The organism is Phocaeicola oris (assembly GCF_021295095.1).
Lineage (GTDB): Bacteria > Bacteroidota > Bacteroidia > Bacteroidales > Bacteroidaceae > Phocaeicola > Phocaeicola oris.
Genome location: NZ_JAJLQX010000007.1, coordinates 54234 through 80486, shown reverse-complemented (window position 1 = coordinate 80486; position 26253 = coordinate 54234). Strand labels below are relative to the sequence as shown.

Below are 26253 nucleotides of genomic sequence, written 5' to 3'. Positions count from 1 at the left end.
TTTATTTATTGCAAAGATATATTTTTTGTTTTAATCAGTACCTTTTTACCGTTTAAAAGTGTGGTAGCAAAAAGAAAATGTTCTCCGCCTTCTTTGAGTTTTAGTTTTTTACGCAGTTCAGCAACCGAAGCAGGGTAGTTCCGGATAGTTAGATTCGCTTGCCGGACATTATCTAATAATTTATGCAATTCGTTTTTCTTGAATCCGGAAACGCCTTGAACACAGAATCGTCTGCCGGGGAAATCGGGGTTATACGAATGAGAGGTATATAGGTGGCTGTCCGGTGCTAATTTCTGAACGTTATATCTTTTCGTAAGCAGCTTATACGCTCCGCTTTTCATGACTGAGGCATTGGGCTCGTAGAGATATTGACCTATTTCTTCGGCAAACATACATGTTGTGTACTGTTCTTCTTTTATGGAAAACTCAAACTGTTGACTCTCTTTTATCCTAAAATTTACGCAATGAATAGGGATTTCTTCACGGTTTAGGACGGAGTCTTTCTCAAGCGTCAGCAGCAGTTCTTTGCATTCGTTATTTATTGCAACGATATGTACCGAGCTGATATGTTTTAGTTCTCTCATTGTTTGAGTAATATCAAGCATAGGAGAAAGTTTGACTAATACTTTATCGGCTTTCTCGATTAATGTGTTTTCTATTTGAGTGATATCCGGCTCACATTCGGCAATGACAATCACCTTACCACCATGCTCATCACGTCGTGCGGGATCCAAATAGATAGCGTCAACGTGATGTATTTGTCTTAGATATTCTACTCCGTCAGCATGGAGTATAACGATTTTATTCGATAATCCAAGCAGATTAAGGTTATATTTAGCCAACTCGACTAATGAAGGCTGTTGTTCTATGTAAGTTGCCTGTTTAAAATGCCGTGCGATGAACGAGAAATCTACGCCCAGCCCTCCTGTCAAATCAACAAAAGAATTACCTTTCAGTAGTGATGCTTTATATTTCGCGGTTTGTTCCGATGAGCACTGTTCCATCGAAAGGTGAGGGGGATAAAGTATGTTGTCTGTATCTGCCCATGAAGGTAGTTTAAACCTTGCGATTTGCCATCCTTCTATCTGAGTGAGTGCCATAGGCATATCAATGTCAGGCGATTTGTTCCCTTGGAGCGCAAGCGTACGCACATCGTCATTCCGGTGCTCTTTTATGTATTGAATGGTTGCTTCGTTCATTGGCTGTTTTTATTCCTACAAAATCAACGTGAGTTAGATGAAATGTAGGTGTCTATCAATTTGATTGATTAACAATAGTTTTACCTTTGAAGTTCTAAATTTCAAAGTGTTACAAATAATTATTACTCTGTGTGCCGAAGACAAAGTTACGGAAAATGTTTTTATGCTATATGAATTCTATGATGTTTTTAATGATATGATGATAATTTTCCAAGATTAATAGTGTTTTCTATAATATAAAAAGAAAGAATGTATTGAACCGGATTCTTAAGTCAAAACGTTTTCACAGTATGTTCAAACGATGTTTTTAGCATTTTCATCCGATTCATTAAAACTTGTCTTCAAGAGACTTCGAAAAGTGAACCGTATAAACTGCTCAACTCATACGGACGGTTCATTTGTCTCACAAGAGTGAAACAAATGTCTCACAGGAGTGAAACAAATGTCTCACAGATGTGAAACAATTGTCTCACAGGAGTGAAACGAAAAAATCTTCTGATGAATACGGCAACTTATATGGTTCACTTTTCAGCTCATACGCATCAGCATAATAGTTGTTATGGTTGGTTGACAAAAAACATGTATCATCTTAAAAGAAGCAGAGATTGAGACAAAACAGTTTGATAAGCGGACGAGTTCATTGGTAAATTTCAGTTTGCTGTCTGTTGGAAATCTTATTTGGAATAGTTAGCTTTGTAAAAAACATTTAGAATGCCTCTGAATAAAACCATAGATTTGAGCAAACATATTGAAAAGGAAAAACATTTTACCTTTAACGTTATCTATAATACCTATTATAGACGTTCTTTCCTTTTTGTAAAGTCGTATGTGCGCGATGATTTTGTGGCTGAAGATATTGTTTCCGATTCTATGATTGCTTTGTGGCAAAATATAGATTATTCAAAATCAGACTCTATTCCTTCTTTCTTATTAACTATTCTGAAAAACAGAGCATTAGATTATTTGAAACATAAAAAAATGGAACAGAAAGTGATGACAACTAGGTCAAATTGGGAAAAGCAGGAGTTGAATATTCAGATTGAGGCATTGGAAGCATGCGATCCAAGTGATATTTTTTCTGAAGAAATAAAAAACATAGTTGAAAAAACACTTGATTCATTACCAGACAAAACTAAACAGATTTTTCAGATGAGCAGAATGGAAGAGAAAACGAATAAACAGATTGCAAGTGAGCTTGATTTGTCAGAAAAGGCCGTGGAATACCATATTAGTAGGGCTCTTAGGGCTTTGTATGTTGCGTTGAAAGATTATTTGCCCTTATTTTATTTCTTCTTTTATTTTATTTAAAACACGAAAAACAAAAATTCTTTGGATTCTCTTTAGGGTTAAGGCTAAATCAGTCGTAATATTAATGTAATGAGATAAAAATGGACAATCAAACATTATTTAGATATATATCCGGAAAGTCTTCCGAAAAGGAGCGTAAATACGTTACGGAATGGATTCTGGAGGATGACGAACATAAGTGTGAATATTTGAAGGCTCATAAAATATATGATGCTACACTTTGGAATTCATCAGAAGAAAAGAGGACGAAGAAGGCGAGTTTATTGTTTATGAGATATGCTTTGCGGATAGCAGCTGTTGCTGTAATGCTGCTATGTATAGCAGAAGTTTGGCGATTATCTGTCCATAAGGCTGCTGTTCCTTCCATGATGTCAGTTTATGCTCCGGCAGGTCAGCGTACGGAAATTGTTTTACCTGATAGTACAAGAGTCTGGTTAAATTCCGGCAGTAAACTTACTTTCGCTAATAAGTTTGAAGGTGAAACTCGTAATGTAACATTGGATGGAGAAGGTTATTTCGAAGTGAAGAAAGATATTTCGAAGCCTTTTATAGTCGAAACGAATAAGTTGAATATTCGTGTTTTGGGTACAGAATTTAATGTGATAGCTTATGGGAAAGAAAATACATGGGAAACATCATTGATTAGAGGGTCAATTGAGCTTTTTGATCATGCAAATCAGTCGATGGCTGCAAAGGTGGAGCCAAATTCCACTGCTATATTGATTAATAATAAAATTATAAAGAAGCCAATAGAGAATAAAGAATACTTTTTATGGACGAAAGGACTTATATGTTTTAATAATAAAACTATTAAAGAGATATTGAAAAAGCTTTCTCTGTATTATGATTATAATATTATCATTCGTGATTCTAAATATCTTGACTGACAGTATACCGGAAAGTTCTGGACTCATGATGGCATCGAACATGTGTTAAAAGTATTGCAATTAGATAGTAAATTTAAATTCATAATAAAAGGAGAAACTAAAAATGTCATAATCTATTAACCATTTAATACTATTTGCCTATGGGAAACAAATAATGCTTAAGAAAAACACAAGAAAAACGGACAGATGTTGCAGCATCTATCCGTTCGAGTCAATAGCAATTGACTCAATAATAAATTCTAAGTTTTACCTTAAAATTGTCAAAACAAAAGTATGGAATATTTTTCTAATAATGAAGCCTTTAAACAATTTTTATGTACTATGAAAGTTCTTGTACTATTATTGCTCTTATGTGTAGGCTCAGTATTTGCTAACGAGACAGGTGCTCAGAGCCAGCGCGTGACAATTACCTCAAGCAACGTAACAACCCGGCAGATTATAAAAGAGATAGAGAAACAAACAGATTATCTATTTGTTTATAATGAGAAAGATGTAGACCTTGGTCGGACTGTTAATGTTGATGCTAAAGAAGAAACCGTTTCTAAGGTGTTGAACAGTATCTTTAGAGGGACTCAAATAAACTATGTAGTTGAAGGTACCAATATTATGTTGATAAGGACAAAAAATGTTTCGGATAATCCCAATGTGAAAGATGTAGAACAAAATCAACAGGTACGTGGAAAGGTACAAGATACTAATGGAACACCAATCATCGGAGCTAATATCCTTGAAAAGGGAGCAACTAATGGAACAATTACAGATATGGACGGAAACTTTATGCTGAATGTATCTGATAATGCCACATTGATTGTTTCTTACATCGGATATACCACATCAGAGGTGACGGCAGACAGACAACACACTATGACCATTGTATTGAAAGAAGATACCGAAGCTTTGGAAGAAGTTGTGGTGGTGGGGTATGGCTCTATGCAAAAGAGAGATTTAACTGGTGCTGTCTCGCAAGTTAAAGGAGATCAAATATCAAATTTACCTCTTCGTAGTGCATCAGATGCTTTACAAGGGAAAATAGCCGGTGTGACAGTTACTGCTAATTCTGGTAGTCCTGGGGCATTAGGAGATGTCCGTATTCGTGGTATAGGAACATTGAATGGAAATGATCCGTTATATGTTGTAGATGGTCTTCCACAAAGCAATATCGGATGGTTAAATGCTCGTGATATTCAAAATATAGAAGTGTTGAAAGATGCTTCTGCACAAGCAATCTATGGTTCTCGTGCTGCCAATGGAGTAATATTGATTACTACTAAACGTGGTGAAAAGAGCGATATTTATCGTACAAATATAGAATTTGATGCAAGTGTGGGTTTTCAATCCGCAAGTAAGGAATATGATATGTTGGATGCAGAAGGCTTTATGGATTACAAGAATAGAGCTTATGCTGCGGCCGGTAAAGAACTAATATCTGATTTTTCGACCAAAGAAAAGAGAGATGCTATCTTAAATTTTTTGGATAAAAATGGAGGACGTCAAGGTACTAATTGGTGGGATGCTATTACAAATAGTTCGTCGGAAGCATTAAATCAAAACTATAATGTTGCTTTTTCAGGAGGAATAAAAAAGTTGAGATATCGCAGTAGTTTTGGTTACATGAATCATAAAGGACTTGTAAAAGGTTCAGAGTACGAACGTTTAAATGGTAGATTAAATGTTGATTCTGATGTGAAAAAATGGCTGACTTTATCTGCTAATGTCAATGTATCATACGAGGAAAGAAAGAATATCGACGAAAACAATTCGTATCAGGCTACAGTTTTTACAGCGGCTTCTGCCGATCCTATAACTCCTATTTATCGGAATAATTTAGTTGATGTGCCGGAATTCTTAAAGGAGCGGATATATGATTCGTATGAGCCTACTAATCCATGGTCAAAATATACCGGTGTTTTATATTCTAATAAATATAATCCGGTAGCGCAAGTAAATCGTGCAAGTTTAAATAAATGGCATGGTATAGCTACAAAGATAGGTATTTCCGGTGATTTTAAATTGTTCCCATTCCTCACTTTTAAATCAAGTATATCTGTTGATTTAATACGTAATCAATCTGACGGATTTATTCCGAAATATTATTTAGATGGTGACGAGTACAGTTCATATGCTACAGCCAGTCGTTCTCAATCTAATACAGATTATTGGGTATTTGATAATTACTTAACTTATACTCAGAAACTTGGAGAACATCACGTAACTGCAATGGTCGGTACATCTGCAGAAAAGAACCGTTATGAATATATTGGTGCTTCAAAACAGGGTATGATTAATAATGAGAAAGGACAACAAATCATTAATGCCGGTACAATGAATCCGACTGCAGATGGGTATTATTCAATAAATACTCTGAATTCATATTTCTGTAGAATATTTTATTCTTACGCTAATAAATATATGTTAACAGCTAATATTCGCTATGATGGATCTTCGCAATTTGCTAAAGGGCATCGTTGGGGAGTATTTCCATCTATATCTGGAGGTTGGAATTTTTCGGAAGAGAAATTTATGAATTGGATGAAAAATTGGTTGTCACAAGGGAAAATCAGATTAGGTTATGGAGAAATCGGAAATCAAACAATTCCAGGAGGGGCATATCTTAATTTATTTTCCAATAGTAGTTATGTATTATTTGGTTCCAATAATCCGCAACTATCAGGAAAAAGAAGTCAAGTAGGTAATGAAGATTTAAAATGGGAGACAACTCGTCAATTTGATGCAGGTTTAGATTTATCATTTCTTTCCGGCTCATTGAGAATATCATTAGATTATTATAATCGTGATACAAAAAATATGTTAGTACAAGTTCCAGTTCCTGCAGGTTTAGGATTCCCTAATACACCATGGGTAAATGCCGGTAGTATTAATAATAAGGGATTTGAAATAACAGTTGAATATGATGGAAAAATTAACGAATTCGGATATACGATTAATGCAAATGTGTCAACGTATAAAAATAAGGTAACAGATTTGGGAAGTGATGCTAATATTCCGGGGACAGGCGTACATCTTGGTTATTATACCTATACGATGACAGAAGTTGGAAAACCTATAGGATACTACTTTGGTTATAAAACAGATGGTGTATTCCAGACACAAGAAGAAGTTACCAATTATGTAAATAATGGGCAGCAAGTTATGCCTAATGCTAAAGCTGGAGATTTAAAGTTCGTTGATTTAAACAAAGATGGTAAACTTGATAATAATGATAGAACCATGATTGGTAATCCTCATCCTGATTTTACTTTCGGTTTAACATTAGGAGGAGAATATAAGAGATTCGATCTTACTGCATTTTTCCAAGGTTCTATAGGTAATGATCTTTTAAATATTTTAAAGTATGATTTGTATGGTGGCGTGGGTTGGTATAATGCACCCAAAGATATCTTGACTACATTCTGGAATGGGCCAGGGAGTACAAATAAGAATTTTGCTATTGATGCGGATAGTAGATTAAATCGAGAGATGTCTGAATGGTTTATTGAAGACGGATCGTATGTACGTTTGAAGAATTTACAATTAGGTTATACTATACCGGTTTCATTGACTAAAAAGATAAGTATCGATAATTTGCGTATCTATGTTGCAGCACAAAATTTATTTACTATTACAGGATATTCTGGCTTAGATCCGGAAATAGGAGAATACAATGGTAATCCTATATATAAAGGTGTTGATATGGGATACTATCCACAGCCTCGTACTATAATGTTTGGTATTAATATGAAATTTTAAAAGGAGGAGTCGTATGAAAAAATATATTATATCAAGTGTCTGGGGAATGGCTTTACTTGTAAATTTCTTATTTTCAAGTTGTACATCTGATTTTTTAGATCGCCAACCTCTTGGTTCTGTGGATGAATCTGTATATTTGAATTCAGAAAATGGTGGATTTAAATTACTTATTAATTGTTATACTCCGATTTTGGATCATTGGAGCTTTCAACAAATGAAATTTGATATGGGCGACCAATTGACTGATGATTGTATGAAAGGAGGTTCTGACGCTGCTGATAGAGTTGTTATTACAGAAGTAAGCAGAGGCAATCCTCCAGCAACAAGTAGTATGTTGAGGGATTTATGGAATCATCGTTACCAAGCCATTTCTGCATGTAATGTATTCTTGTCGACGGTAACACCGGAAACAGAAGTAATTGCTGATGGTGGAGCTATTGTCGCAAAAGAGAATATTCTTCGTTGGATAGCAGAAGCTAAATTCTTGCGTGCTTTCTATTATTTTGATTTAGCGGTAATGTTTCAAAATGTTCCTATTATTGATCATCCTTTAACTGCTACAGAGAAAAAAGAAATTTCAAAATCTGATGGAAATGCAGTGAAAGAATTTATCCTAAAAGACTTAAATGATGCAATATCCGAATCTAATCTTCCTTCAGCAAGCCAAATCCCGGAATCAGAATTCGGCAGAGTTTCTAAAGAAGCTGCTTTATCATTCAGAGCACGAGTTAAGATGTTTTTTGGGGATGATCAAGGTGCTTTGCCAGATTTGAAAAATGTTATAGATAGTGGACAATTTGGCTTGGTAGATGATTATGAGACATTATTTAATAGTGTGGCTAAAGGTTATATGTCAAAAGAAGCCATCTTTTTAACACCTCGGGCTTATATACCTAACTATACTACAGGAAGTGTTGTTCCTCAAATGTGTATTGGGCGAAATACAACAGGAGGGTGGGGAGGAGAATGTCCCACCAAAAACTTAGTTGAAGAATATGAAATAGGAGATCCACGTTTGACGCATACAGTCATGTCTTCTGGAGATATTTTTTACAAAGGTGATGGTGTTACTACAGAACTTCATGATTATTCAGGGTATGACGATTATTCTCTCCAGCATAATAGAAAGATTTGGGTAGATTATTCAAGAAGACCGGATGGAGATCTTATGCATACAGATTGGTCTTTCTTCCATATTCGTTATGCAGATGTCTTATTAATGTATGCAGAATGCTTGATTGAAACAGGTGGAGATAAACAATTGGCTGTAGATATTATTAATAAAGTTCGCCATCGTGCATTTGTGACAACGTCTCCAACGGATTCGTATGCTAAATATAGGAAATTTAATATTTCTGGAGATCAGAAGATAACGGAAGAGGTATTTAATAAGAAGTATAAAGTTAAAATTTCTGATGATTTGCGTGCTGCTGTTCGTCATGAGCGAAGAGTAGAATTTGCAGGTGAAGGCTTACGTTTGTATGACTTGCTGCGATGGAAAATGTTTGTTTCTACAATGCAGAGTTTCGGTAAAACAGATGAAGGAATTTATAGTGGTACTGGAACTAATGTTACAGATAAAACGTGGCCGTATCCAATTCCACAGACAGAAATAGATTATGTTGGAGGATCTTTGACTCAAAATGATAATTATTAACAGATAGAGGGAATCCACATTGTCAGTGTGGATTCTCCTTTTAAAATATTGATCTTGTTTGTTATGAAGAAAATTTCACGTAGAAGTTTTATAAAAGACAGCCTGTTGGGTGCAGCTGCTTTTACAATTGTTCCTAATACTGTGTTAGGAAAAGGTTTCGGTCATGTATCACCGAATGATAAATTAAATATTGCGGGTGTTGGAATCGGTGGAGTAGGCCGTCGGAACTTGAAAAATATGGCGACTGAAAATATTGTTGCCTTATGTGATGTGGATTGGGATTATGCCATGAAGACATTCCATGATTATCCGAATGCCAAACGTTATAAGGACTGGCGCGAGATGCTTGATTCGATGGGGAAATCCATTGATGCCGTAACTATTGCTACACCCGACCATACGCATGCTATTATAGCGTCTCATGCCATGACATTAGGGAAACATGTTTATGTACAGAAGCCACTTACTCATTCTGTATATGAAGCGCGCCTTTTAACCAAACTTGCCAAAAAATATAAAGTTGCTACACAGATGGGCAACCAAGGGAATTCATTTGATTGGGCCCGTCGTGTGTCAGAATGGATTTGGGCAGGGGCTATCGGTGATGTGTACGAAGTACATTGCTGGACGGATCGTCCTATTTGGCCTCAAGGGTTGATGAAACCGATTGAAAAAGTAAAATGCCCGAAGACTCTTGATTGGGATTTGTTTATCGGACCAGCAGAAATGCGTCCTTATCATCCTTCATATACTCCATGGAATTGGAGAGGATGGTATGACTTCGGTACGGGTGCCTTGGGAGACATGGCATGTCATATCATGGATCCTGTTGTTTGGGCATTGGGAATAAAATATCCGATAAAGGTTATGGCGAGTTCTACATTGAGTAATTTATATTCTCCCCCTCATGCCGAAGTAATCACTTATACCTTCCCTGAACGAAAAGCCAAAGGTAATGTGAGAATGCCGGAAGTAAAAGTAATATGGTACGATGGTGGCTTGATGCCTCCTCGTCCGGAAGAACTTGAAGAGGGTGAGATGATGGGAGATGAAAATGGAGGTATTATTTTTATTGGAACAAAGGGTAAGATTATGACAGGATGCTATGGCATGAATCCTACTTTGTTACCCAAGACAGCCATGCAATACTTTAAAGAACCGGAACCTACGTTACGACGTGTACCTGGTGGACATGGGAATATATGGGATACGGACGCACATGAACAGGATTGGATTCGTGCATGTAAAGAGTCACCTGAAAGTCGTGTGGAACCGTCTTCCAATTTCCAATTCTCCGGTCCATTTACAGAAATGGTTGACATGGGAGTATTGGCAGTTCGTTTTGCTGGTCTTACAGGATTGCATAAAGAACTTCATTGGGATGGTGACAATATGAGATTTACAAACATTTCGCCCAATGATAAAGTGAAGATTGTGAATTATGATGATTTCAAAGTTATTGACGGAGACCCTCGTTTTGATCGCCGGTATGCCGAATATAATGCACTCGATCTTGCCAAGGAATGGGTTAAGCATACTTATCAAAATGGTTATTCTTTACCAGATATGCCCAATGATTAAAAACAAGTGATATGAAGAAAATATTTTTATTGTTACTGATTGCTTTTTCATGCTTTTTGTCTAATGGTTATGGAAGTAATGATACAAAGGCAGAGAAGCAAGACTGGAAGCTCGCAATACAATCATATACGTTTCATAAGTTTACCTTTATCGAAGCATTAGATAAAACGCAGGAATTGGGAATAAAGTATATAGAAGCTTTTCCCGGACATAAACTTGGTGGGAAATATGGTACTGCTGTTTTTGGATATGACATGGATGAGCAAACCCGTAAGGAAATAATAGACAGCGCAGCTGTAAGAGGAATTAAGATCGTTGGAACGGGAGTGTTTACTACAGATAAAACAGAAGATTGGGAAAAAGAATTCCAATTTGCCCAATCCATGGGAATGGAATATATAACCTGTGAACCTAATCTTTCGGATTGGGATATGGTAGAACGGTTATCTAAAGAGTTCAGTATAAAAGTTTCTGTGCACAATCATCCGAAGCCATCTCTATATTGGAATCCGAAGAATTTGCTTGACGCCATATCTTCTCGTGATAGGAATATCGGATCATGTGCTGATGTAGGGCATTGGAATCGCTGTGGATTGAATCAATTAGAATGTTTACGAAAGTTAGAAGGAAGAATTATTTCGTTACATTTTAAGGATATTGAAGCTCCAAAAGCGAATGGAGAATGGCAACATGATGTGATTTGGGGCACAGGAATACTGAATGTGCCGGAAATGCTGAAAATCTTGAAAGCTCAGAATTTTAGTGGATATTTTGCTATAGAGTATGAGTACAATTGGGATAATTCTGATCCTGATATTAGAAAGTGCATAGATTATTTTAATCATATCACTGAAGAAATTTTAAAATAAGAGCATAAAATTACGTAATGAAAAAGATTTTGATATATTTTTTGCCTGTTCTTATGGCAATAGTGTTATTCTCTTGTGGAAGCGGTCAGCAAAACACGTTGACTCCGGAAGAGCAGGCGGAAGGGTGGGTGCTTTTATTTGACGGCCGGACAATGAACGGTTGGCGCGATTATAATGGCACGGCACTTACGGAACCCTGGCATGTGGTTGATGGCTGTATACAAGCAAAGGGAGATGGTAGTGATGGGAGTGGGTATATTGTAACCGACAGGGAATATGAGAACTTTGAACTTGTTTGGGATTGGAAACTCTCGAAGGGCGGTAACAGCGGCATGCTTTATCACGTGGTAGAGCGTCCCCAGTTTAAAGTTCCATACGTGACGGGACCTGAATACCAACTGATTGATGAGCCGAATTTTCCGGACAAGCTGGAAGAATGGCAGAAGCTTGGGGTTGATTACGCGATGTACCTGCCAGATCAATCTAAGATGAAAGTTAACCCAGCCGGAGAATGGAATAATTCTAAGATCGTGTTTGACAATGGCCATGTGGAACATTGGCTCAACGGAGCGAAGATACTTGAGTTTGACGCATGGACAGCCGATTGGTTTCAACGTAAGAACAGTGGCAAATGGGCAGACGCTCCGGAATATGGTTTGTCTCGGAAAGGACTTATCTGTTTGCAAGACCATGGTTATCCGGCCTCTTTCCGTAATATCAAGCTGAAAGAGTTGCCACGTAAGCCGGAGACGGTGGAGTTGTTTAACGGGGTGGACTTGAAAGGTTGGGAAGCATTCGGAAAAGAACTTTGGTATGTACAGGATGGCCTTTTGGTTTGTGAGAGTGGACCGGAAAAGAAATATGGCTATCTTGCTACCACTAAGTATTATGATGACTTTGACCTGAGGCTGGAATTTAAACAGGAGGCGAATGGCAATTCGGGAGTGTTTATCCGTTCTATTGTTGACAAGGAAGCAATAGTCGAGGGCTGGCAGGTTGAGGTTGCTCCAAAGGGTAATGACACCGGTGGAATATACGAGTCGTACGGACGAGGTTGGCTTGTTCAAATTCCTCCCGAGAAAGAGAATATCTTAAAAGAAGGAGAGTGGAATACGATGCGTATTAAAGTACAGGGCGATCATGTGACCACATGGCTGAATGATCAGGAAATGGTCAACATTACCGACGAGGAGATAGGGAAGGGACATGGGCGAATCGCTCTTCAGATTCATGATGGTGGTGGAATAAAAGTGCTTTGGCGTAACTTGAGATTGACAACCTTATAGCATAGAAAAGGATGCTGAAAAGAATTTTTAAATGTGTATTTAATCATGTTATTTACAAGAAGAAGCAGAGAAATGCTTTCCTTATATTTCCTCATAGGTAATGTTTTTTAAGGATGAGGTGGTTGTGCGGGAGCACAGCCACTTTTTTAATCTTTATTTCTTCTGACTCTTCGCTTTTATGCTTTTGAATATGTACTTTTACAAATCGGTTCTTCAACAGTATGCAGCTACTACTCCGATTCATACGGATCACTTTGCAGAATCTTTTGATAACTTTGTGAACTTATGTGTATCACTTCTTCCAACGAGTTTATATCTTGTGCCGGATGTGTGCATCTGATATTAAGTTATAAATGATACCCGAATGGTAAGTATACAAAAAGGCTGCCCTCAATGAGCAGCCTTTTTGTTATATATAATCCGAAATATTATTTTTTCGCTTCAATCTCCAGCAATTCAATATCGAAGATGAGTGTAGAGAACGGTAAAATCTTGGCACCACCGCCTTCTTCACCGTATGCAAGTTCTTGTGGGATGTAAACCTGATACTTAGAGCCTACAGGCATCATCTTCAAAATCTCAGTCCAACCTTTGATGACACGGTCAACACGGAATGTAGCAGGAGTGTTACGCTGATAAGAACTGTCGAATTCTGTACCGTCAACTAATGTTCCACGGTAGTTAACCTTGACCATTGAAGTGTCAACAGGCAGAGCACCGGTACCCTGTTTGATAACTTTGTATTGCAGTCCGTCAGGAAGAGTCTTAATGCTATCTTTTTTGGCATTCTCGGCAAGAAATTTTTCACCGGTAGCCTTATTATCGGCATACTTTTTTAAGTTGATATTATGACGAATAGCCTTCATCTTTGTGTCAACAAGAACATTAGCACTATCAGGAGTAAGAGTGGCTTTGTTGGTCATTGCAGCAATAAATCCGGCAATAAGATTGTCCTTGCTTAATTTTTGGGTAGAGTCGCCTGCGAAGATACGTTCGTTCATGGCATCGTACATTCTACCTGCGACTTGTTGTCCTATTTGTACACCGGCCATATAAGCTTCGTCCGCCTTTGACGTTTTATTGAATCCTTCTAAAACACCTTTACGGAAGTCTGCAATGTTGGCAGAGTCAATGCCCAACTGTTGGCTGACATACATATCCAATCCTTGAGTATTAGCAACGCCGATCATGTAAGAAAGGCTGTCAACACTATTAGAAAGATTAGCCTTAGGTGCCTGTGCGTTACAAGCTGTAAGGCTTGCTGCAGCTACAACAGCTGCAAAGTAAACTAATTTTTTCATTTTCTTTTGCTTTTATATTACTTGTAATAATTCTACGTCGAATATGAGTGTGCTGTGTGGAGGAATCGTTTCTCCGGCCTGCTGGTCACCGTATGCCAGTTCAGAAGGAATAAATAAACGCCATTTAGAACCTTCACTCATCAGTTGCAGAGCTTCAACCCATCCTTTGATAACCTGATTTACACCGAAAACAGCGGGAACACCACGTTTGATGGAACTATCGAATACGGTTCCGTCAATTAAAGTTCCTTCGTAATGGCATTTTACTCGGTCGGTAGCAGCAGGCTTACGTCCGTTTCCTTCTTTTAGAATCTCGTATTGTAATCCACTTGGTAGTGTTGTAACTTCAGGGCGTTTTGCATTGTTGGCAAGAAATTCTTTCCCTTTCTTTTGGCTCTCTTCATTCATTTGAGCTTCCTTTGCAGCGAAAAATGTATTGACCAGATCGCGAGCTTCGGTAAAACTCATTTTTGTATTTTCATTATCATATACATCTTTTATTGCTTGGGCAAAGTCCTCAATAATGAGTTTATCGGCCCCCATGCTTTTTAAGTTTTGGCCCATTCCCATGCCAATAGCATAACTGAATTTATCCATTTTATGATTAACCTTTTAGGTGATTGTTGTTTATAAATTGCAAAGGTAGAAAGTTTTTATGGAATGATAGAGCTTTTAGACTTAATTTTTCTTATTTTTGTAGGAAGCATAAAATGGAGGAAAAGATGGAAAAGAAAAACTTAGTAGTTTTGACAGGTGCAGGCATGAGCGCAGAGAGTGGTTTTGCGACGTTCCGTGATTCAGGTGGTTTATGGGAACAATATAATGTAGAAGATGTTGCTACGCCGGAGGGCTATGAACGTAATCCTGAGTTGGTAATTGAGTTTTATAATGGATTGCGTAAGCAATTGTTGTCCGCAAAGCCAAATAAAGGCCATGAGTTGGTTGCGCAATTGGAAAAGAATTTTAATGTGACAGTGGTTACTCAGAATGTAGACGACTTGCATGAACGTGCAGGGAGTACACATGTTATTCACTTGCATGGCGAATTGATGAAGGTTACTTCAAGTGTAGATCCGAATAATCCAAAGTATATTAAGACGCTAAAGCCGGAAGGATGGGCTGTGAAGATGGGTGATACCGCGTCCGATGGCAGTCAACTCCGTCCATTTATTGTTTGGTTTGGAGAATCTGTTCCGAAGATTGAGGATGCCATCCATTATGTGGAGAAAGCAGACATATTCCTTATCATAGGGACTTCGCTTAATGTATACCCTGCAGCCGGATTATTGAATTATATATCGTATGAGGTACCCGTTTATTTAATTGATCCAAAAGAAGTTGCTATGTCTTCGAGAAAAAAAGTACATGTTATTCAAAAGGGGGCTTCCGAAGGGATGGAGGAATTTATAAAATTAATGGAAGTATAAAGAAGCGGATTAGATTAAATTGTTTACCTTTGTTCGCGAATTTACTAATATCTAAATTTTTACAGTCATGAAAAAGTATGTATGCTCAGTTTGTGGTTGGGTTTATGACCCTGCGGTAGGTGATCCTGATAATGGTATTGCTCCCGGAACGGCATTTGAAGATCTTCCAGAAGATTTCGTTTGCCCTCTTTGTGGTGTAGGCAAAGACGAATTCGAACCGGAAGAATAAGTGAAGTAGTTGATAATTGATAAGCAGATATTGTTGTTAATTATACATAAAAAAGACGAGTCTTTAAAGGGCTCGTCTTTTTTATTATAAGAGTAGTAAGAATTATTCTTGCCCTTTTTCTTGATCGGAATCGAGTTGTTGTTCCTGACGATTCTGATGGTTGTTATGATGTTCATTATTACGATGAGCATTGCTATGACGGTCTTTATTAAAAGGACGACGTTCGCCATCTTTACGTTCAGGGCGTTCTTGATAACCTTCCGGTTTTGGCTGTAAAGCACGATGAGAAAGTTTAAACTTACCCGTTTTTGGATCAATATCCAATAATTTAACCTGAATGGTATCACCTTCTTTCAAACCGGTTTCTTCAATTGTTTCGAAGCGTTTCCAGTCAATCTCAGATATATGGAGCAGACCATCCTTGTTTGGTAAGAACTCTACAAATACACCGTATGGCATAACTGATTTAACTTTGCCTTCGTAAGTTTCACCAACTTCAGGAACGGAGACTAAGCCCTTAATCATGCGCATTGCATCGTCAATGCTCTGTTTATTAGAAGCGGAAACCTCAACATGTCCGCCATCTTCTTGCTCTTCAATAGTTATGGTAGCACCTGTAACTTCCTGCATATTCTGAATAATCTTTCCGCCCGGGCCTATGATAGCACCGATGAACTCTTTAGGAATAACAAGAGATTCAATTCGTGGAGCATGTGGCTTCAAGTCCGGACGTGGCTCAGCTAATGTATCAGTAATTTTACCGAGGATAAACTCACGACCTGCTTTTGCTTGATTCAATGCCTTTGCAAGAATTTCGTAAGAAAGTCCGTTACACTTGATATCCATCTGAGTTGCTGTGATACCATCGCGAGTACCGGTTACCTTGAAGTCCATATCGCCCAAGTGATCTTCGTCACCTAAAATATCGGAGAGAATGGCATATTTATCGCTGTCATCATCCTTAATCAATCCCATTGCTATGCCTGATACCGGTTTCTTAATAGGAACTCCTGCATCCATCAATGCCAATGTGCCGGCACAAACAGTAGCCATAGAAGAAGAACCGTTTGATTCTAAGATATCTGAAACGACGCGAACTGTATAAGGGTAGTTAGAAGGAATCTGTCCTTTGATTGCACGCCAAGCCAAATGGCCATGTCCGATTTCACGACGGCCAACGCCACGCTGCGCTTTAGCTTCACCTGTAGCGTATGGAGGGAAGTTATAGTGCAACAAGAAACGTTGCTTGCTCTGATCCAAAACATCATCAACAATTTTTTCATCCAGTTTGGTTCCTAATGTACAAGTTGCAAGTGATTGAGTTTCACCACGAGTGAATATCGCTGATCCGTGAGGCCCCGGCAGTGGACTAACCTCGCACCAGATAGGACGAATATCGGTAGTCTTACGACCGTCAAGGCGAATACCTTCATCGAGAACGCAACGACGCATGGCTGTACGCATAACATCGGCATAGTAACGATCCATCATAGCTTCTTTTGCGGCTAAGTCATCTTCGGAGAGATCAGCATGAGCAGCCTCATATTTCTCTTTGAAATCAGCAAGAATCTTATCGAATGCTTCTGCACGTTGTTGCTTTGGAAGGGCTTGTTTTGTTGTGTCGTATGCCGGTTGATAAAGTTCCTCATTCATTTGTTTTCGGAGTTCTTCATCATTATTCTCGTGGTTATACTCACGTTTAACAGTTTTGCCTACTGCTTCAGTTAGTTCCATTTGAGCTTTACACTGTACCTTGATAGCTTCATGAGCTGCTTTTAAAGCATTCAGCAAATCTTCTTCGCCTACTTCGCTCATTTCACCTTCTACCATCATGATATTATCATAGGTAGCGCCAACCATCAGATCCATATCAGCTCTTTCCAATTGTTCGAAAGTTGGATTGATAACAAACTGTCCGTCAATTCTAACTACGCGAACCTCAGAAATAGGTCCTTCGAAAGGAATATCAGAAACAGCAAGCGCAGCAGAAGCAGCAAGTCCGGCCAGAGCGTCAGGCATATCGACACCGTCAGCAGAGAAAAGAACGATGTTTACATAAACTTCGGCATGGAAGTTTTCTGGGAACAAAGGACGGAGGGCACGGTCGACTAAACGGCTGGTCAGAATCTCATAATCAGAGGCTTTGCCTTCACGTTTTGTGAAGCCACCCGGAAAACGACCGAATGCAGAATACTTTTCTTTGTAGTCTACCTGAAGTGGCATAAAATCTGTACCGGGAACTGCGTCTTTTGCGGCACAAACAGTAGCCAACAGCATGGTATTGCCCATGCGCAGCATAACAGAACCGTCTGCCTGTTTTGCCAGCTTTCCCGTTTCGAGTGTGATGGTTCTTCCATCAGGAAGCTCGATTGTCTTAACAATTGGATTGATCATAAAAAATATTTATCTTAAAATTCATAAAATACGTGCAAAGATAGCTATTTATTTAATAATAAGCTGATAAAGTACTAATTTCTTGATGTTTTTATTGATTTTTTTTATTTAAAAGCATAAGAAAGATAAAAAAACTTTGCTAAATCATTAAAACACGTATCTTTGTACCCAAATTATATAGTATAATATATTCATGAAAAAAGGTGGAATATTAATGTTTGGTTTGCTGTTGGGATTAAGTGCATGTAATAACGAACCAAAATTTGTTGTTGAAGGAGAAGTAAGTGGCGCGGAAAACCAAATGCTTTACTTTGAAGAGTCGGGAATAGAAGGCGTAATTTCTGTGGATTCAACTAAGCTGAATGCTAATGGCGCGTTCCGATTTACGCAGAAACGTCCTATTGCTCCGGAATTTTATCGTTTACGCTTGAAAGATAATATTATTAATTTTGCTATTGACTCGACAGAAGTGGTTAATATAAAAGCTGACTCGAAGAATTTTGCTACGGGGTATACTATTGAGGATTCAGAAAACAATATAAAGATTAAGGAATTAGTCTTACTTCAGAATGATTTGCAGAATAAGGTAAATGAGTTGGGAAAAGCAAATTTACCTTTGGGTATCGCTCAGGATAGTTTGAATTTCTTGATAAATAGCTATAAAGATAATGTAAAACGTAACTATATTTTTAAAGAACCGAATAAAACTTATGCATATTTTGCATTGTTCCAAACGTTGAATGGTTACATGATTTTTGATCCATTGTCAAATAAAGAAGACGTTAAATGCTTTGGAGCAGTTGCAACCAGTATGAACAATGTGTATCCTCATTCAGATCGTTCGCGTAATCTATACAATACAGTTATTAAAGGAATGAAAAATACCCGTACCCCTAAGATGGATACGGTTTCTGTTCCGGCTGAAAAAATAAAGGAATCCGGAGTTATTGAAATTGCGCTGAATGATTTGAATGCTCATGTTCAGAAGTTGACTGACCTGAAAGGTAAGGTCGTATTACTTGACTTTACGGTATATAATAATGCCATGTCTTCCACTCGTAATCTTGCTTTGCGAGAATTATATAATAAGTATGCTGAGAGAGGATTCGAGATTTATCAAGTCTCTTTGGATACAGACGAGCATTTTTGGAAGACGCAAGCAGATAAATTACCTTGGATCTGTGTTCGTGACCCGAATGGCATATATTCTGCGTATGTTAACATTTATGGTATTTCTAATCTTCCGACAGTTTTCCTTATCAATCGTAATAACGAATTATTGAAGCGTTACGATTCTACCACAGGAATGTTATCATTACAGTCTGATATAGAGAAAATTATGTAAACTGTTAACGTAAGTTCGGGGAATTACCATATACGCATTGTGTATCATTGCTCTTTTTTAGATGGATAAACGGTTTGGAGGAATCGTTCGTATATACAGCAGTTATTGCTTCGATGCGTATGAGTATGAAAGTGAACCATATAAGTTGCCATGTTTATCAGGAGAGTTTTTCGTTTCACATAAGTGAAACAAGTGTCTCACAGGAGTGAAACAAGTGTCTCACATCTGTGAAACAAATGACTTATCCGTATAAGTTGAGTAATTCATCCGTATGAGTTAGATAATTTAAATGGTTCACTTTTCAAAGTTTCTTGATGACTGATATAATTAGCCTAACGACAAAATGAAAATGCCTTTTTGGACTTGCTATAACGTCTTTTTAATATAATGATTAGGTTTGATTTAGCCTTTCTGTTATCTGTATTAAGAAATGCATTTGTTTATTTTTTTATATATATGTTGTAAAGCATCGAATTAATTTTGTTTTATCACTTTTAAATCGTATCTTTGCAAATACTTAAAAGGTGAAGGGGGTTCCGACATGTATATGCCGGAATTCTTTTTATTTTTATATTAAAATGAACAATAATTATAATAAATAGGAGGAAAATATTATGGGTTATATCTCAGAAGATGGTTACCGTAAAATGGTAGAGGAGCTCAGAAAATTAGAGTCTGTTGAGCGTCCAAAGGTGATTGCTGCTATCTCAGAGGCTCGTGATAAAGGAGACTTGTCGGAAAATGCCGAGTATGATGCAGCGAAAGAAGCTCAGATGATGCTTGAAACAAAAATTAATCAGCTAAAGAGTGATATCAGTGATGCTAAAATTATTGATCCGTCAAAGCTCAAGACCGATACTGTTCAGATTTTAAGTAAAGTTGAATTGAAGAATGTGAAGACCGGTATGAAGATGAGTTATTCTATCGTTCCGGAAAAAGAAGCGAATTTGAAGTTGGGTAAGATTTCTGTTAATACTCCAATTGCTCAAGGCATCTTAGGAAATAAAGTTGGTGACATTGTTGACGTAAAGGTGCCTAAAGGGTCTATCAGACTGGAAATTATGAATATCTCGGTTTTAGAGTGATAACGATACCGCATGATGTAGTTTTGTCTTTTTCAAATAAATCATACAGAAGACTATGGCAACAATATTTAGTAAAATCATTTCAGGTGAAATTCCCAGTTACAAGGTAGCTGAGGATGACCGGTTTTATGCGTTCCTTGATATCAACCCGTTGGTTAAAGGTCATACACTCGTTGTTCCGAAACATGAAGTTGATTATATTTTCGATTTGAGCGATGAGGAATTGGGAACTATGCAGGTTTTTGCCAAAAATGTAGCTGCGGCTATTAAGGAAGTTTTCCCATGTAAGAAAGTGGGTGAGGCTGTGCTTGGTTTGGAAGTACCTTATGCTCATATTCATCTGATTCCTATTAATAAGGAATCAGATATGATTTTTTCTAATCCAAAACTAAAACTCAGTGATGAAGAGTTTAAACAGATTGCCGGCATGATCAATGAAGCTTGGAGAAGCAATAAAAAGTAGCATTCTTCTTCTTATTTAAAAATTAGGGGATGCATCATCTCGATGCATCCCTTTCTATTATATTTTTAAATATATTTTTCACCTGACTTCATTTGCAATTTATTATAGAACTTACGGATAGCGGCATTATCATCTTTTTTACATATCAGTATTACCTTATCTTTTACTGCAATCAGATAATCTTTCAGTCCTTGGGCAATGATGATATTGTCTTTTGGAGCGGTAATAATATTATTTTCGCAATCATAAAGCATAGTTTCTCCACTGAGCGTAACATTCTGATGCTTGTCTTTGTCGTGGTGTTGATACATCAGTTCCCAAGTACCAAGGTCAGCCCAGCCGAAATCGCACAATTGTACATATACGTTGTCGGCTTTTTCCATCACAGCATAGTCAATAGAGATGTTCGGGCAAGTAGAGAATTCTTCAATTCCGTTGGACAACTTTGTACAAATTTCCGGCATATATTTCGCAAAAGCTCGCATAGCCGTATCTACATTCCAAAGGAATATGCCTGAATTCCAGTAAAATTCTCCGCTATCGACAAATATTTTCGCGAATTCCAATTGTGGTTTTTCCACAAAAGTCTTTACTTTGATAAATCTGTCTTCTTTTTCGTCTGTCAGTTGAATATACCCATATTCGGTGACGGGACTGTTTGGTTTGATTCCTAAAGTGAGGAGATATGGATGACGATCAATAAACTCAAGTCCATTGTTAATTGCCTTACAAAACTCGTCTTCCTTTAGGATGACATGGTCTGTAGGAGCTACAATGATATTGGCATTGGCGTTTTTCTGTTGAATAAGTGAACAAGCCCAGTAGATGCTTGGAGCTGTATTTCTACGCATTGGCTCTAATATAAGCTGATTTTCATTAAGTTCGGGCAGTTGTTCAAGGACAATATCCTTATATGTCACATGAGTTGAAATAATGATATGATCAGTAGGGACAATTTTGCGATAGCGGTCGAATGTCTGTTGTAGAAGGGTTCGGTTTGTTCCTAAAAAATCAACAAATTGTTTGGGAAGTTTTTCTCTGCTGACAGGCCAGAGTCTTCTTCCTACCCCGCCTGCTAATATAATACAGTAATTGTTATTGTAGGCCATATATATGCTGGGTTATAATCTGTGTAAATATAGTTTTTATTTTTAAATGTAATACCCTTATTTCTCTAAAAAGATATGCAAAACCATCTTTTTTGAAAAAAAATATCAGAAAGTTTGTAGATAAAGAAAAATAGAGTACCTTTGCATCCGCACTTTGATAAAGATGCCCAGATGGCGGAATCGGTAGACGCGCTGGTCTCAAACACCAGTGGAGCAATCCATCCCGGTTCGACCCCGGGTCTGGGTACAAAGTAAAAAGCTAAGTAGTTTGTTTTCAAACACTTAGCTTTTTCTTATTTTATAAATGTTCCCAAATTGTTCCCGGTCAGCTACATGAAATTCACATTTTATATGTTCAACATAGTTAATCCTTGAATGATTTCTCATCCTTGTTATTCAATATAAGAATGCTCGCTACGGCTTCTAAAGGCATCATTTCTTTATTCTTCCTTCTAGAAATTCTAAATCAAAGATTTTTCAAGCTATCTCTTAAATATCCACTTCTATATGTAACAATTAGGAACAAAAGAACTTCGTCAATGAAGTCTATGTCTCCATTGGAAAGTACTTAATGCAAAGAATCATGCTATTCAAAATCTCCATTCATGGTCAATTATTTCTAATATCAAATACTAAAATTACATCGAGTTCACGTTAAATTAGTTACGTATTATATGGTATTCTCAATACTTATTATTAATTTTGTGATTATGAATATTTTGTAAAGATTAAAAACCTCTACACAATGAATAAAAGTCATCTATTTTTAAAGAATGAGTTTGGTATTTGCCTCGTGTTCAATCAAACACGAGGTAGAGATGAAGAAGCATCAGAAGAAGTTAAGAACTATCGACAGCAGAGAGCAAAACTTCATCGTTGCCGTATAGATTTTGAAGAGGCTTTGGATAATCGTCATAATTTAAGGTCACAAGAAATAGTAGTTGAGCATTTTGATATGCTATCAATTAATTTTTTTAAAATTGCTGATCGCACATTGATAAAAAGATATTGTGCTACTTATGGCTTATCAGAACTCAGTTACTCCAATATGAATCAGACTGTTCTGTTTGCTATAGCTGACGAAGGGCGATTTAATGATGTTTTTATGTCTCAGGTTGATTCATTTTCTACAGAAGAAGCTAACGAAAGTACAGAGTATAAGCTATTGACTGTAATGGATAGTTTTAGCTATTGGAGCAGTAATTCAATGAAGTCTTTTGATATTACGGATGGTAATGCACATGATGTGCTCCTAGAATTGGTAGAAACTACACCAAGAATGGCAAATAAACAACTGGCCATAGTGGAAACTATGAAAGGGTATCTAGACAGTCAGAAAATTGTATATAAAGAGATAGAGCAAGATATATATCAGATAGATTTTATTAAAAAGGATGACTTGGCTTCGCTCTTGGATAATTTTGATGTTATACAAACTGTTCAATCGTTGTATAACATTCGTGTTCGTCCTAACACATTTGGAAATCCAGAGATAGAATCGGATGCAACTTTGAATTTGCTTGAGGGGGCACCAACGATTGGTGTTATTGATACGGGTGTTCAGAGATTAGCCGTACTAGGTCCAATATTGGAGCAAGATGGCTTTGATTTGACCAATAAGGAAGAACAGCAACCTTATGAAATTAATTTAATGTCCGATTCTAGTCATGGAACTACTGTTGCCACATTGGCTGCCTTCGGGAATAATTTCTACCAGGATATTAATGCAAAAAACATTGATGCTGATGCTAAAATATTTTCTATAAAGGTACAAAGAGGTGAAAGTGGACCATTGAATATTGCAGAAATAAAAGATGCTATCATTAACGCTCATCATGATTATGGCATTCGCATCTTTAATCTCTCAATGTCGGTTCGTGGAAAGTCATACAACCAGGATATTTCTACTTACGCATACATTCTTGACCAATTAGCTTTCTTATATGACTTGTTAATTTTCATTTCTGTGGGCAATCTAAGTACGGAAGATATCGAAGAAATGCAAATTGTTGCTGCAAAACCTGAAACAAGTAAAAAAGTAAAGCAATTTTTGCAGTATCCTAATCATTATTATAACCCATTTATTACATTGGAGGAAACCGAATGCCATGATGGTGAATGCATGAATCTCTGTGAACCTAGTGAGAGTATGAACAATATGGCAGTTGGTGCTATCGCTGAAAACTATAATCCAAGTCGGAATAGTCATGGATTGAGTTGGAACAAAGAACTCCCTGCATTTTATTCTCGTAAATATTACATGGATTACAATTCTTTAATTAATGGAACTCGCTTCAAGAACAACCAAAGAAATAAGAATCTCTTTAAGCCTGATATAGTTATGCCTGGTGGTGACCAACTGGATGTTGCATCAAGAATGCTGGTCTTATCGCCGAGATTGGATGGAGCAGGATTGAAAATGGAACAGAACTCAGGAACAAGCTACGCAGCCCCATTAGCAGCTAATATTGCAGCTAAAATTGTTCGTAAGTATCCTAACCTAAGCATGCAATCTGTAAAGGCTCTGATGATTAATAGTGCCGACCCGATAAAAACGTATTATCTTGATAAAACAATTGATAATTTAAAAGCTTTAGATAATAATTCTTACCCAAATGTAGATCGCAACGAGAAGTCTCGTTTGTCCAAGAAATACAGTTCAGAGCGATTATCAAAGTATATTTCAGGTCATGGTGTCCCCAATATTTCCAAATGTTTAGATTCTACTGATAATCGTTGTACATTTGTTATTGAAGATAGAATAGACTTCGATAGTCATAAGGTCATAAATCTGAATATCCCAAGTTATTTACTCCAATACTCAAAGAAAGGTACATTGCTAACTTTAACTGCTACTCTCTGCTATAAGTTCAATCCAAAACGGGGCGATGCTTTATCTTATTGCCCATTTCATATTGCCTTCAATTTGGGAAACAGCATGAACCATGATGATCCAAGAAAGAATGCAGAAGAGTATGCAAGACAAAGAGCATCTGACGATAATGATAGAATGGCCATTAAGTCTAGTGTTGGAGCATGGTCTGATGATTTTTACCCAGCGTCTAGCAAAATATTTTCAAATGTACAGAAAAAGATTTTAAATGTAAGTCGTGACGAAATTGAAAAGGTTCGCAACCAGATATCAATTATTTTTCGTTGTACAGGACGTGATTTTTTAGAGGGAACAGACCACCCTTTCTCATTCGTTTTGACAATTGAACAGAATCATTCTGTTGAAATAGATGGCAATAGTCTATACGACAACCTAGAACAGGAGAATACTGTAGAAGCTATTGCTCAGGCTACTCTTCAAGCTGAAGTGTAGTCTACACAACAAAAGGATTGGTATTAACCAATCCTTTTGTTGTTTAAGAGTTTTTTCCAAATATCTGTTCGGATAACATTGTTATCATATCCATCTAATACATTCCGCTTAATAGCATTCAGCAAGGCTTGTTTAATAACGTAGTAGGATAAATTGTTGCATTCTTTGTTAATAATTTCCTCTTTAGCCTTTTCATTGTCGAATTTGAACCGATCTTTAATCGTATATTGAACAAGAGAATGTACCTGTATGGGGGTTGGCAAATCTATTTTAATTGTCAAATCAAATCTCCTAATAAGTGCTTCGTCAATCATCTGTAATTGATTAGTAGCAGCTATAATGATTGTGTCTTGACTGATGAAATCAAACAACTGTAATATTGTATTTACAACTCTCTTCATTTCACCATGGTCTTGATCATAATCTCTTATCTTACCCAAGCTATCAAATTCATCCAATAGAACAATCGCTTTTTCTTTGTCTGCAGTCTTAAATATTTGAGTGAGGTTTTTACTTGTTTCTCCTAATTTGGATGAAACGACTGTACCCAAATTTACTATAATCAAAGGACGATCCAATTCGCCAGCCAACACATAGGCACTTAATGTCTTACCACATCCGGATGGACCATGAAGCAATATTTTATTTGAAACAGGAATATCCATTTTAGCGAGAGTATCAGCTTGCTTTCTTTCCTTGATAAAATACTCAAGTTCTTCCTGAATATTGGGTGTACAAACTAAATCCTTCATCGTAAACGAAGACATTACTGTCTGTATGATAAACTCTTCAGCTCTACTCTCAATTTCCTTATTTAATCGAAACTCTCTCAACTTACCTAAAGAATTACCTCTATCAGTATCTTTAATGATAGAAAGTATCTCTGAAGCAAATTTACCTCTGTTATTCTGCTGCGAGTATTCTACATACTGATACAACAAATCAAGCAAACGAGTATTGTCGTTTGCTAAAGCAAATCTTGCAATTTGTTTGATGTAATCAGCCTGCTTCATATAAAGAGTTCCTTTTTTATTTGCAAAT

Annotated in this window: 19 protein-coding genes, 1 tRNA gene and 1 pseudogene; 15 read left to right on the top strand and 6 right to left on the bottom strand. The window is 37.1% G+C overall.

Translation table 11 applies throughout. The annotated features are described in order from the left end of the window. Positions 1-5 precede the first annotated feature (5 nt). The gene (locus LO761_RS05250; RefSeq protein WP_272817275.1) at positions 6-1199 is read right to left on the bottom strand and encodes a class I SAM-dependent methyltransferase; all 1194 of its coding nucleotides are present in this window, start codon (positions 1197-1199) and stop codon (positions 6-8) included. A 711-nt stretch (positions 1200-1910) separates the two neighbouring features. On the opposite strand from LO761_RS05250, the gene LO761_RS05245 reads away from it, so the two are divergent. From LO761_RS05245 to LO761_RS05215, 8 genes and pseudogenes are all read left to right on the top strand, one after another. Then, positions 1911-2507 (top strand): RNA polymerase sigma-70 factor, encoded by a 597-nt coding sequence (locus LO761_RS05245; RefSeq protein WP_272817274.1) that lies wholly within the window; start codon positions 1911-1913, stop codon positions 2505-2507. 80 nt (positions 2508-2587) lie between these two features. Further along, positions 2588-3394 carry a FecR family protein gene (locus LO761_RS05240; RefSeq protein ID WP_272817273.1) on the top strand — a complete coding sequence of 269 codons (807 nt, stop codon included), beginning with the start codon at positions 2588-2590 and terminating at the stop codon, positions 3392-3394. Between the two features lie 12 nt (positions 3395-3406). Then, a pseudogene (locus LO761_RS12580) lies at positions 3407-3514 on the top strand (anti-sigma factor); the annotation flags it as partial. Between the two features lie 153 nt (positions 3515-3667). Then, a complete protein-coding gene (locus tag LO761_RS05235; RefSeq protein WP_272817272.1) occupies positions 3668-7141 on the top strand; it encodes a TonB-dependent receptor in 3474 nt (1157 codons plus the stop codon). A gap of 13 nt (positions 7142-7154) precedes the next feature. After that, entirely contained in the window at positions 7155-8798 is a 1644-nt protein-coding gene (locus tag LO761_RS05230) for a RagB/SusD family nutrient uptake outer membrane protein (RefSeq protein ID WP_272817271.1), read from the top strand. A gap of 63 nt (positions 8799-8861) precedes the next feature. Beyond that, positions 8862-10379 carry a Gfo/Idh/MocA family protein gene (locus tag LO761_RS05225; protein ID WP_272817270.1) on the top strand — a complete coding sequence of 506 codons (1518 nt, stop codon included), beginning with the start codon at positions 8862-8864 and terminating at the stop codon, positions 10377-10379. Positions 10380-10390: 11 nt separating this feature from the next. Further along, positions 10391-11248, top strand: a complete 858-nt coding sequence (locus tag LO761_RS05220; protein ID WP_272817269.1) for a sugar phosphate isomerase/epimerase family protein — start codon at positions 10391-10393, stop codon at positions 11246-11248. Between the two features lie 17 nt (positions 11249-11265). After that, positions 11266-12534, top strand: a complete 1269-nt coding sequence (locus tag LO761_RS05215; protein ID WP_272817268.1) for a 3-keto-disaccharide hydrolase — start codon at positions 11266-11268, stop codon at positions 12532-12534. Positions 12535-12962: 428 nt separating this feature from the next. Here the strand turns inward: LO761_RS05215 and LO761_RS05210 are convergent, their stop codons facing one another. Continuing rightward, the gene (locus LO761_RS05210) at positions 12963-13835 is read right to left on the bottom strand and encodes an FKBP-type peptidyl-prolyl cis-trans isomerase (protein ID WP_272817267.1); all 873 of its coding nucleotides are present in this window, start codon (positions 13833-13835) and stop codon (positions 12963-12965) included. 12 nt (positions 13836-13847) lie between these two features. After that, positions 13848-14432: an FKBP-type peptidyl-prolyl cis-trans isomerase gene (locus LO761_RS05205; protein ID WP_272817266.1), complete on the bottom strand. Its 585-nt coding sequence runs from the start codon at positions 14430-14432 to the stop codon at positions 13848-13850. Positions 14433-14557: 125 nt separating this feature from the next. On the opposite strand from LO761_RS05205, the gene LO761_RS05200 reads away from it, so the two are divergent. Both LO761_RS05200 and rd read left to right on the top strand, forming a co-directional pair. Next, entirely contained in the window at positions 14558-15262 is a 705-nt protein-coding gene (locus LO761_RS05200) for an SIR2 family NAD-dependent protein deacylase (protein ID WP_272817265.1), read from the top strand. A gap of 67 nt (positions 15263-15329) precedes the next feature. Next, positions 15330-15491 (top strand): rubredoxin, encoded by a 162-nt coding sequence (gene rd, locus LO761_RS05195; protein ID WP_272817264.1) that lies wholly within the window; start codon positions 15330-15332, stop codon positions 15489-15491. A 102-nt stretch (positions 15492-15593) separates the two neighbouring features. Here the strand turns inward: rd and pnp are convergent, their stop codons facing one another. Then, positions 15594-17885 carry a polyribonucleotide nucleotidyltransferase gene (gene pnp / locus LO761_RS05190; protein WP_272817263.1) on the bottom strand — a complete coding sequence of 764 codons (2292 nt, stop codon included), beginning with the start codon at positions 17883-17885 and terminating at the stop codon, positions 15594-15596. Between the two features lie 193 nt (positions 17886-18078). Between pnp and LO761_RS05185 the strand changes: the two genes are divergently transcribed. From LO761_RS05185 to LO761_RS05175, 3 genes are all read left to right on the top strand, one after another. Continuing rightward, positions 18079-19230 (top strand): thioredoxin-like domain-containing protein, encoded by a 1152-nt coding sequence (locus LO761_RS05185; protein ID WP_272817262.1) that lies wholly within the window; start codon positions 18079-18081, stop codon positions 19228-19230. A 614-nt stretch (positions 19231-19844) separates the two neighbouring features. Then, entirely contained in the window at positions 19845-20315 is a 471-nt protein-coding gene (greA, locus tag LO761_RS05180; protein WP_272817261.1) for a transcription elongation factor GreA, read from the top strand. 55 nt (positions 20316-20370) lie between these two features. Next, positions 20371-20778 (top strand): HIT family protein, encoded by a 408-nt coding sequence (locus LO761_RS05175; RefSeq protein WP_272817260.1) that lies wholly within the window; start codon positions 20371-20373, stop codon positions 20776-20778. Positions 20779-20843: 65 nt separating this feature from the next. Here LO761_RS05175 and LO761_RS05170 read toward each other — a convergent pair whose 3' ends face one another. Beyond that, positions 20844-21887: a mannose-1-phosphate guanylyltransferase gene (locus LO761_RS05170; protein ID WP_272817259.1), complete on the bottom strand. Its 1044-nt coding sequence runs from the start codon at positions 21885-21887 to the stop codon at positions 20844-20846. 165 nt (positions 21888-22052) lie between these two features. On the opposite strand from LO761_RS05170, the gene LO761_RS05165 reads away from it, so the two are divergent. Both LO761_RS05165 and LO761_RS05160 read left to right on the top strand, forming a co-directional pair. Further along, a tRNA-Leu gene (locus LO761_RS05165) sits at positions 22053-22134 on the top strand. A 498-nt stretch (positions 22135-22632) separates the two neighbouring features. Further along, complete coding sequence (locus LO761_RS05160) at positions 22633-25212, top strand: S8 family serine peptidase (protein ID WP_272817258.1); 2580 nt, start codon at positions 22633-22635, stop codon at positions 25210-25212. A 23-nt stretch (positions 25213-25235) separates the two neighbouring features. Here LO761_RS05160 and LO761_RS05155 read toward each other — a convergent pair whose 3' ends face one another. Next, positions 25236-26225, bottom strand: a complete 990-nt coding sequence (locus tag LO761_RS05155) for an AAA family ATPase (RefSeq protein ID WP_272817257.1) — start codon at positions 26223-26225, stop codon at positions 25236-25238. Between the last annotated feature and the right edge of the window lie 28 nt (positions 26226-26253).

What these genes read in the sequence shown, in the direction of transcription:
- LO761_RS05250 (WP_272817275.1), bottom strand. Translation starts at nt 1,199, where the DNA reads ATGAACGAAGCAACCATTCAATACATAAAAGAGCACCGGAATGACGAT.
- LO761_RS05245 (WP_272817274.1), top strand. Translation starts at nt 1,911, where the DNA reads ATGCCTCTGAATAAAACCATAGATTTGAGCAAACATATTGAAAAGGAA.
- LO761_RS05240 (WP_272817273.1), top strand. Translation starts at nt 2,588, where the DNA reads ATGGACAATCAAACATTATTTAGATATATATCCGGAAAGTCTTCCGAA.
- LO761_RS05235 (WP_272817272.1), top strand. Translation starts at nt 3,668, where the DNA reads ATGGAATATTTTTCTAATAATGAAGCCTTTAAACAATTTTTATGTACT.
- LO761_RS05230 (WP_272817271.1), top strand. Translation starts at nt 7,155, where the DNA reads ATGAAAAAATATATTATATCAAGTGTCTGGGGAATGGCTTTACTTGTA.
- LO761_RS05225 (WP_272817270.1), top strand. Translation starts at nt 8,862, where the DNA reads ATGAAGAAAATTTCACGTAGAAGTTTTATAAAAGACAGCCTGTTGGGT.
- LO761_RS05220 (WP_272817269.1), top strand. Translation starts at nt 10,391, where the DNA reads ATGAAGAAAATATTTTTATTGTTACTGATTGCTTTTTCATGCTTTTTG.
- LO761_RS05215 (WP_272817268.1), top strand. Translation starts at nt 11,266, where the DNA reads ATGAAAAAGATTTTGATATATTTTTTGCCTGTTCTTATGGCAATAGTG.
- LO761_RS05210 (WP_272817267.1), bottom strand. Translation starts at nt 13,835, where the DNA reads ATGAAAAAATTAGTTTACTTTGCAGCTGTTGTAGCTGCAGCAAGCCTT.
- LO761_RS05205 (WP_272817266.1), bottom strand. Translation starts at nt 14,432, where the DNA reads ATGGATAAATTCAGTTATGCTATTGGCATGGGAATGGGCCAAAACTTA.
- LO761_RS05200 (WP_272817265.1), top strand. Translation starts at nt 14,558, where the DNA reads ATGGAAAAGAAAAACTTAGTAGTTTTGACAGGTGCAGGCATGAGCGCA.
- rd (WP_272817264.1), top strand. Translation starts at nt 15,330, where the DNA reads ATGAAAAAGTATGTATGCTCAGTTTGTGGTTGGGTTTATGACCCTGCG.
- pnp (WP_272817263.1), bottom strand. Translation starts at nt 17,885, where the DNA reads ATGATCAATCCAATTGTTAAGACAATCGAGCTTCCTGATGGAAGAACC.
- LO761_RS05185 (WP_272817262.1), top strand. Translation starts at nt 18,079, where the DNA reads ATGAAAAAAGGTGGAATATTAATGTTTGGTTTGCTGTTGGGATTAAGT.
- greA (WP_272817261.1), top strand. Translation starts at nt 19,845, where the DNA reads ATGGGTTATATCTCAGAAGATGGTTACCGTAAAATGGTAGAGGAGCTC.
- LO761_RS05175 (WP_272817260.1), top strand. Translation starts at nt 20,371, where the DNA reads ATGGCAACAATATTTAGTAAAATCATTTCAGGTGAAATTCCCAGTTAC.
- LO761_RS05170 (WP_272817259.1), bottom strand. Translation starts at nt 21,887, where the DNA reads ATGGCCTACAATAACAATTACTGTATTATATTAGCAGGCGGGGTAGGA.
- LO761_RS05160 (WP_272817258.1), top strand. Translation starts at nt 22,633, where the DNA reads ATGAATAAAAGTCATCTATTTTTAAAGAATGAGTTTGGTATTTGCCTC.
- LO761_RS05155 (WP_272817257.1), bottom strand. Translation starts at nt 26,225, where the DNA reads ATGAAGCAGGCTGATTACATCAAACAAATTGCAAGATTTGCTTTAGCA.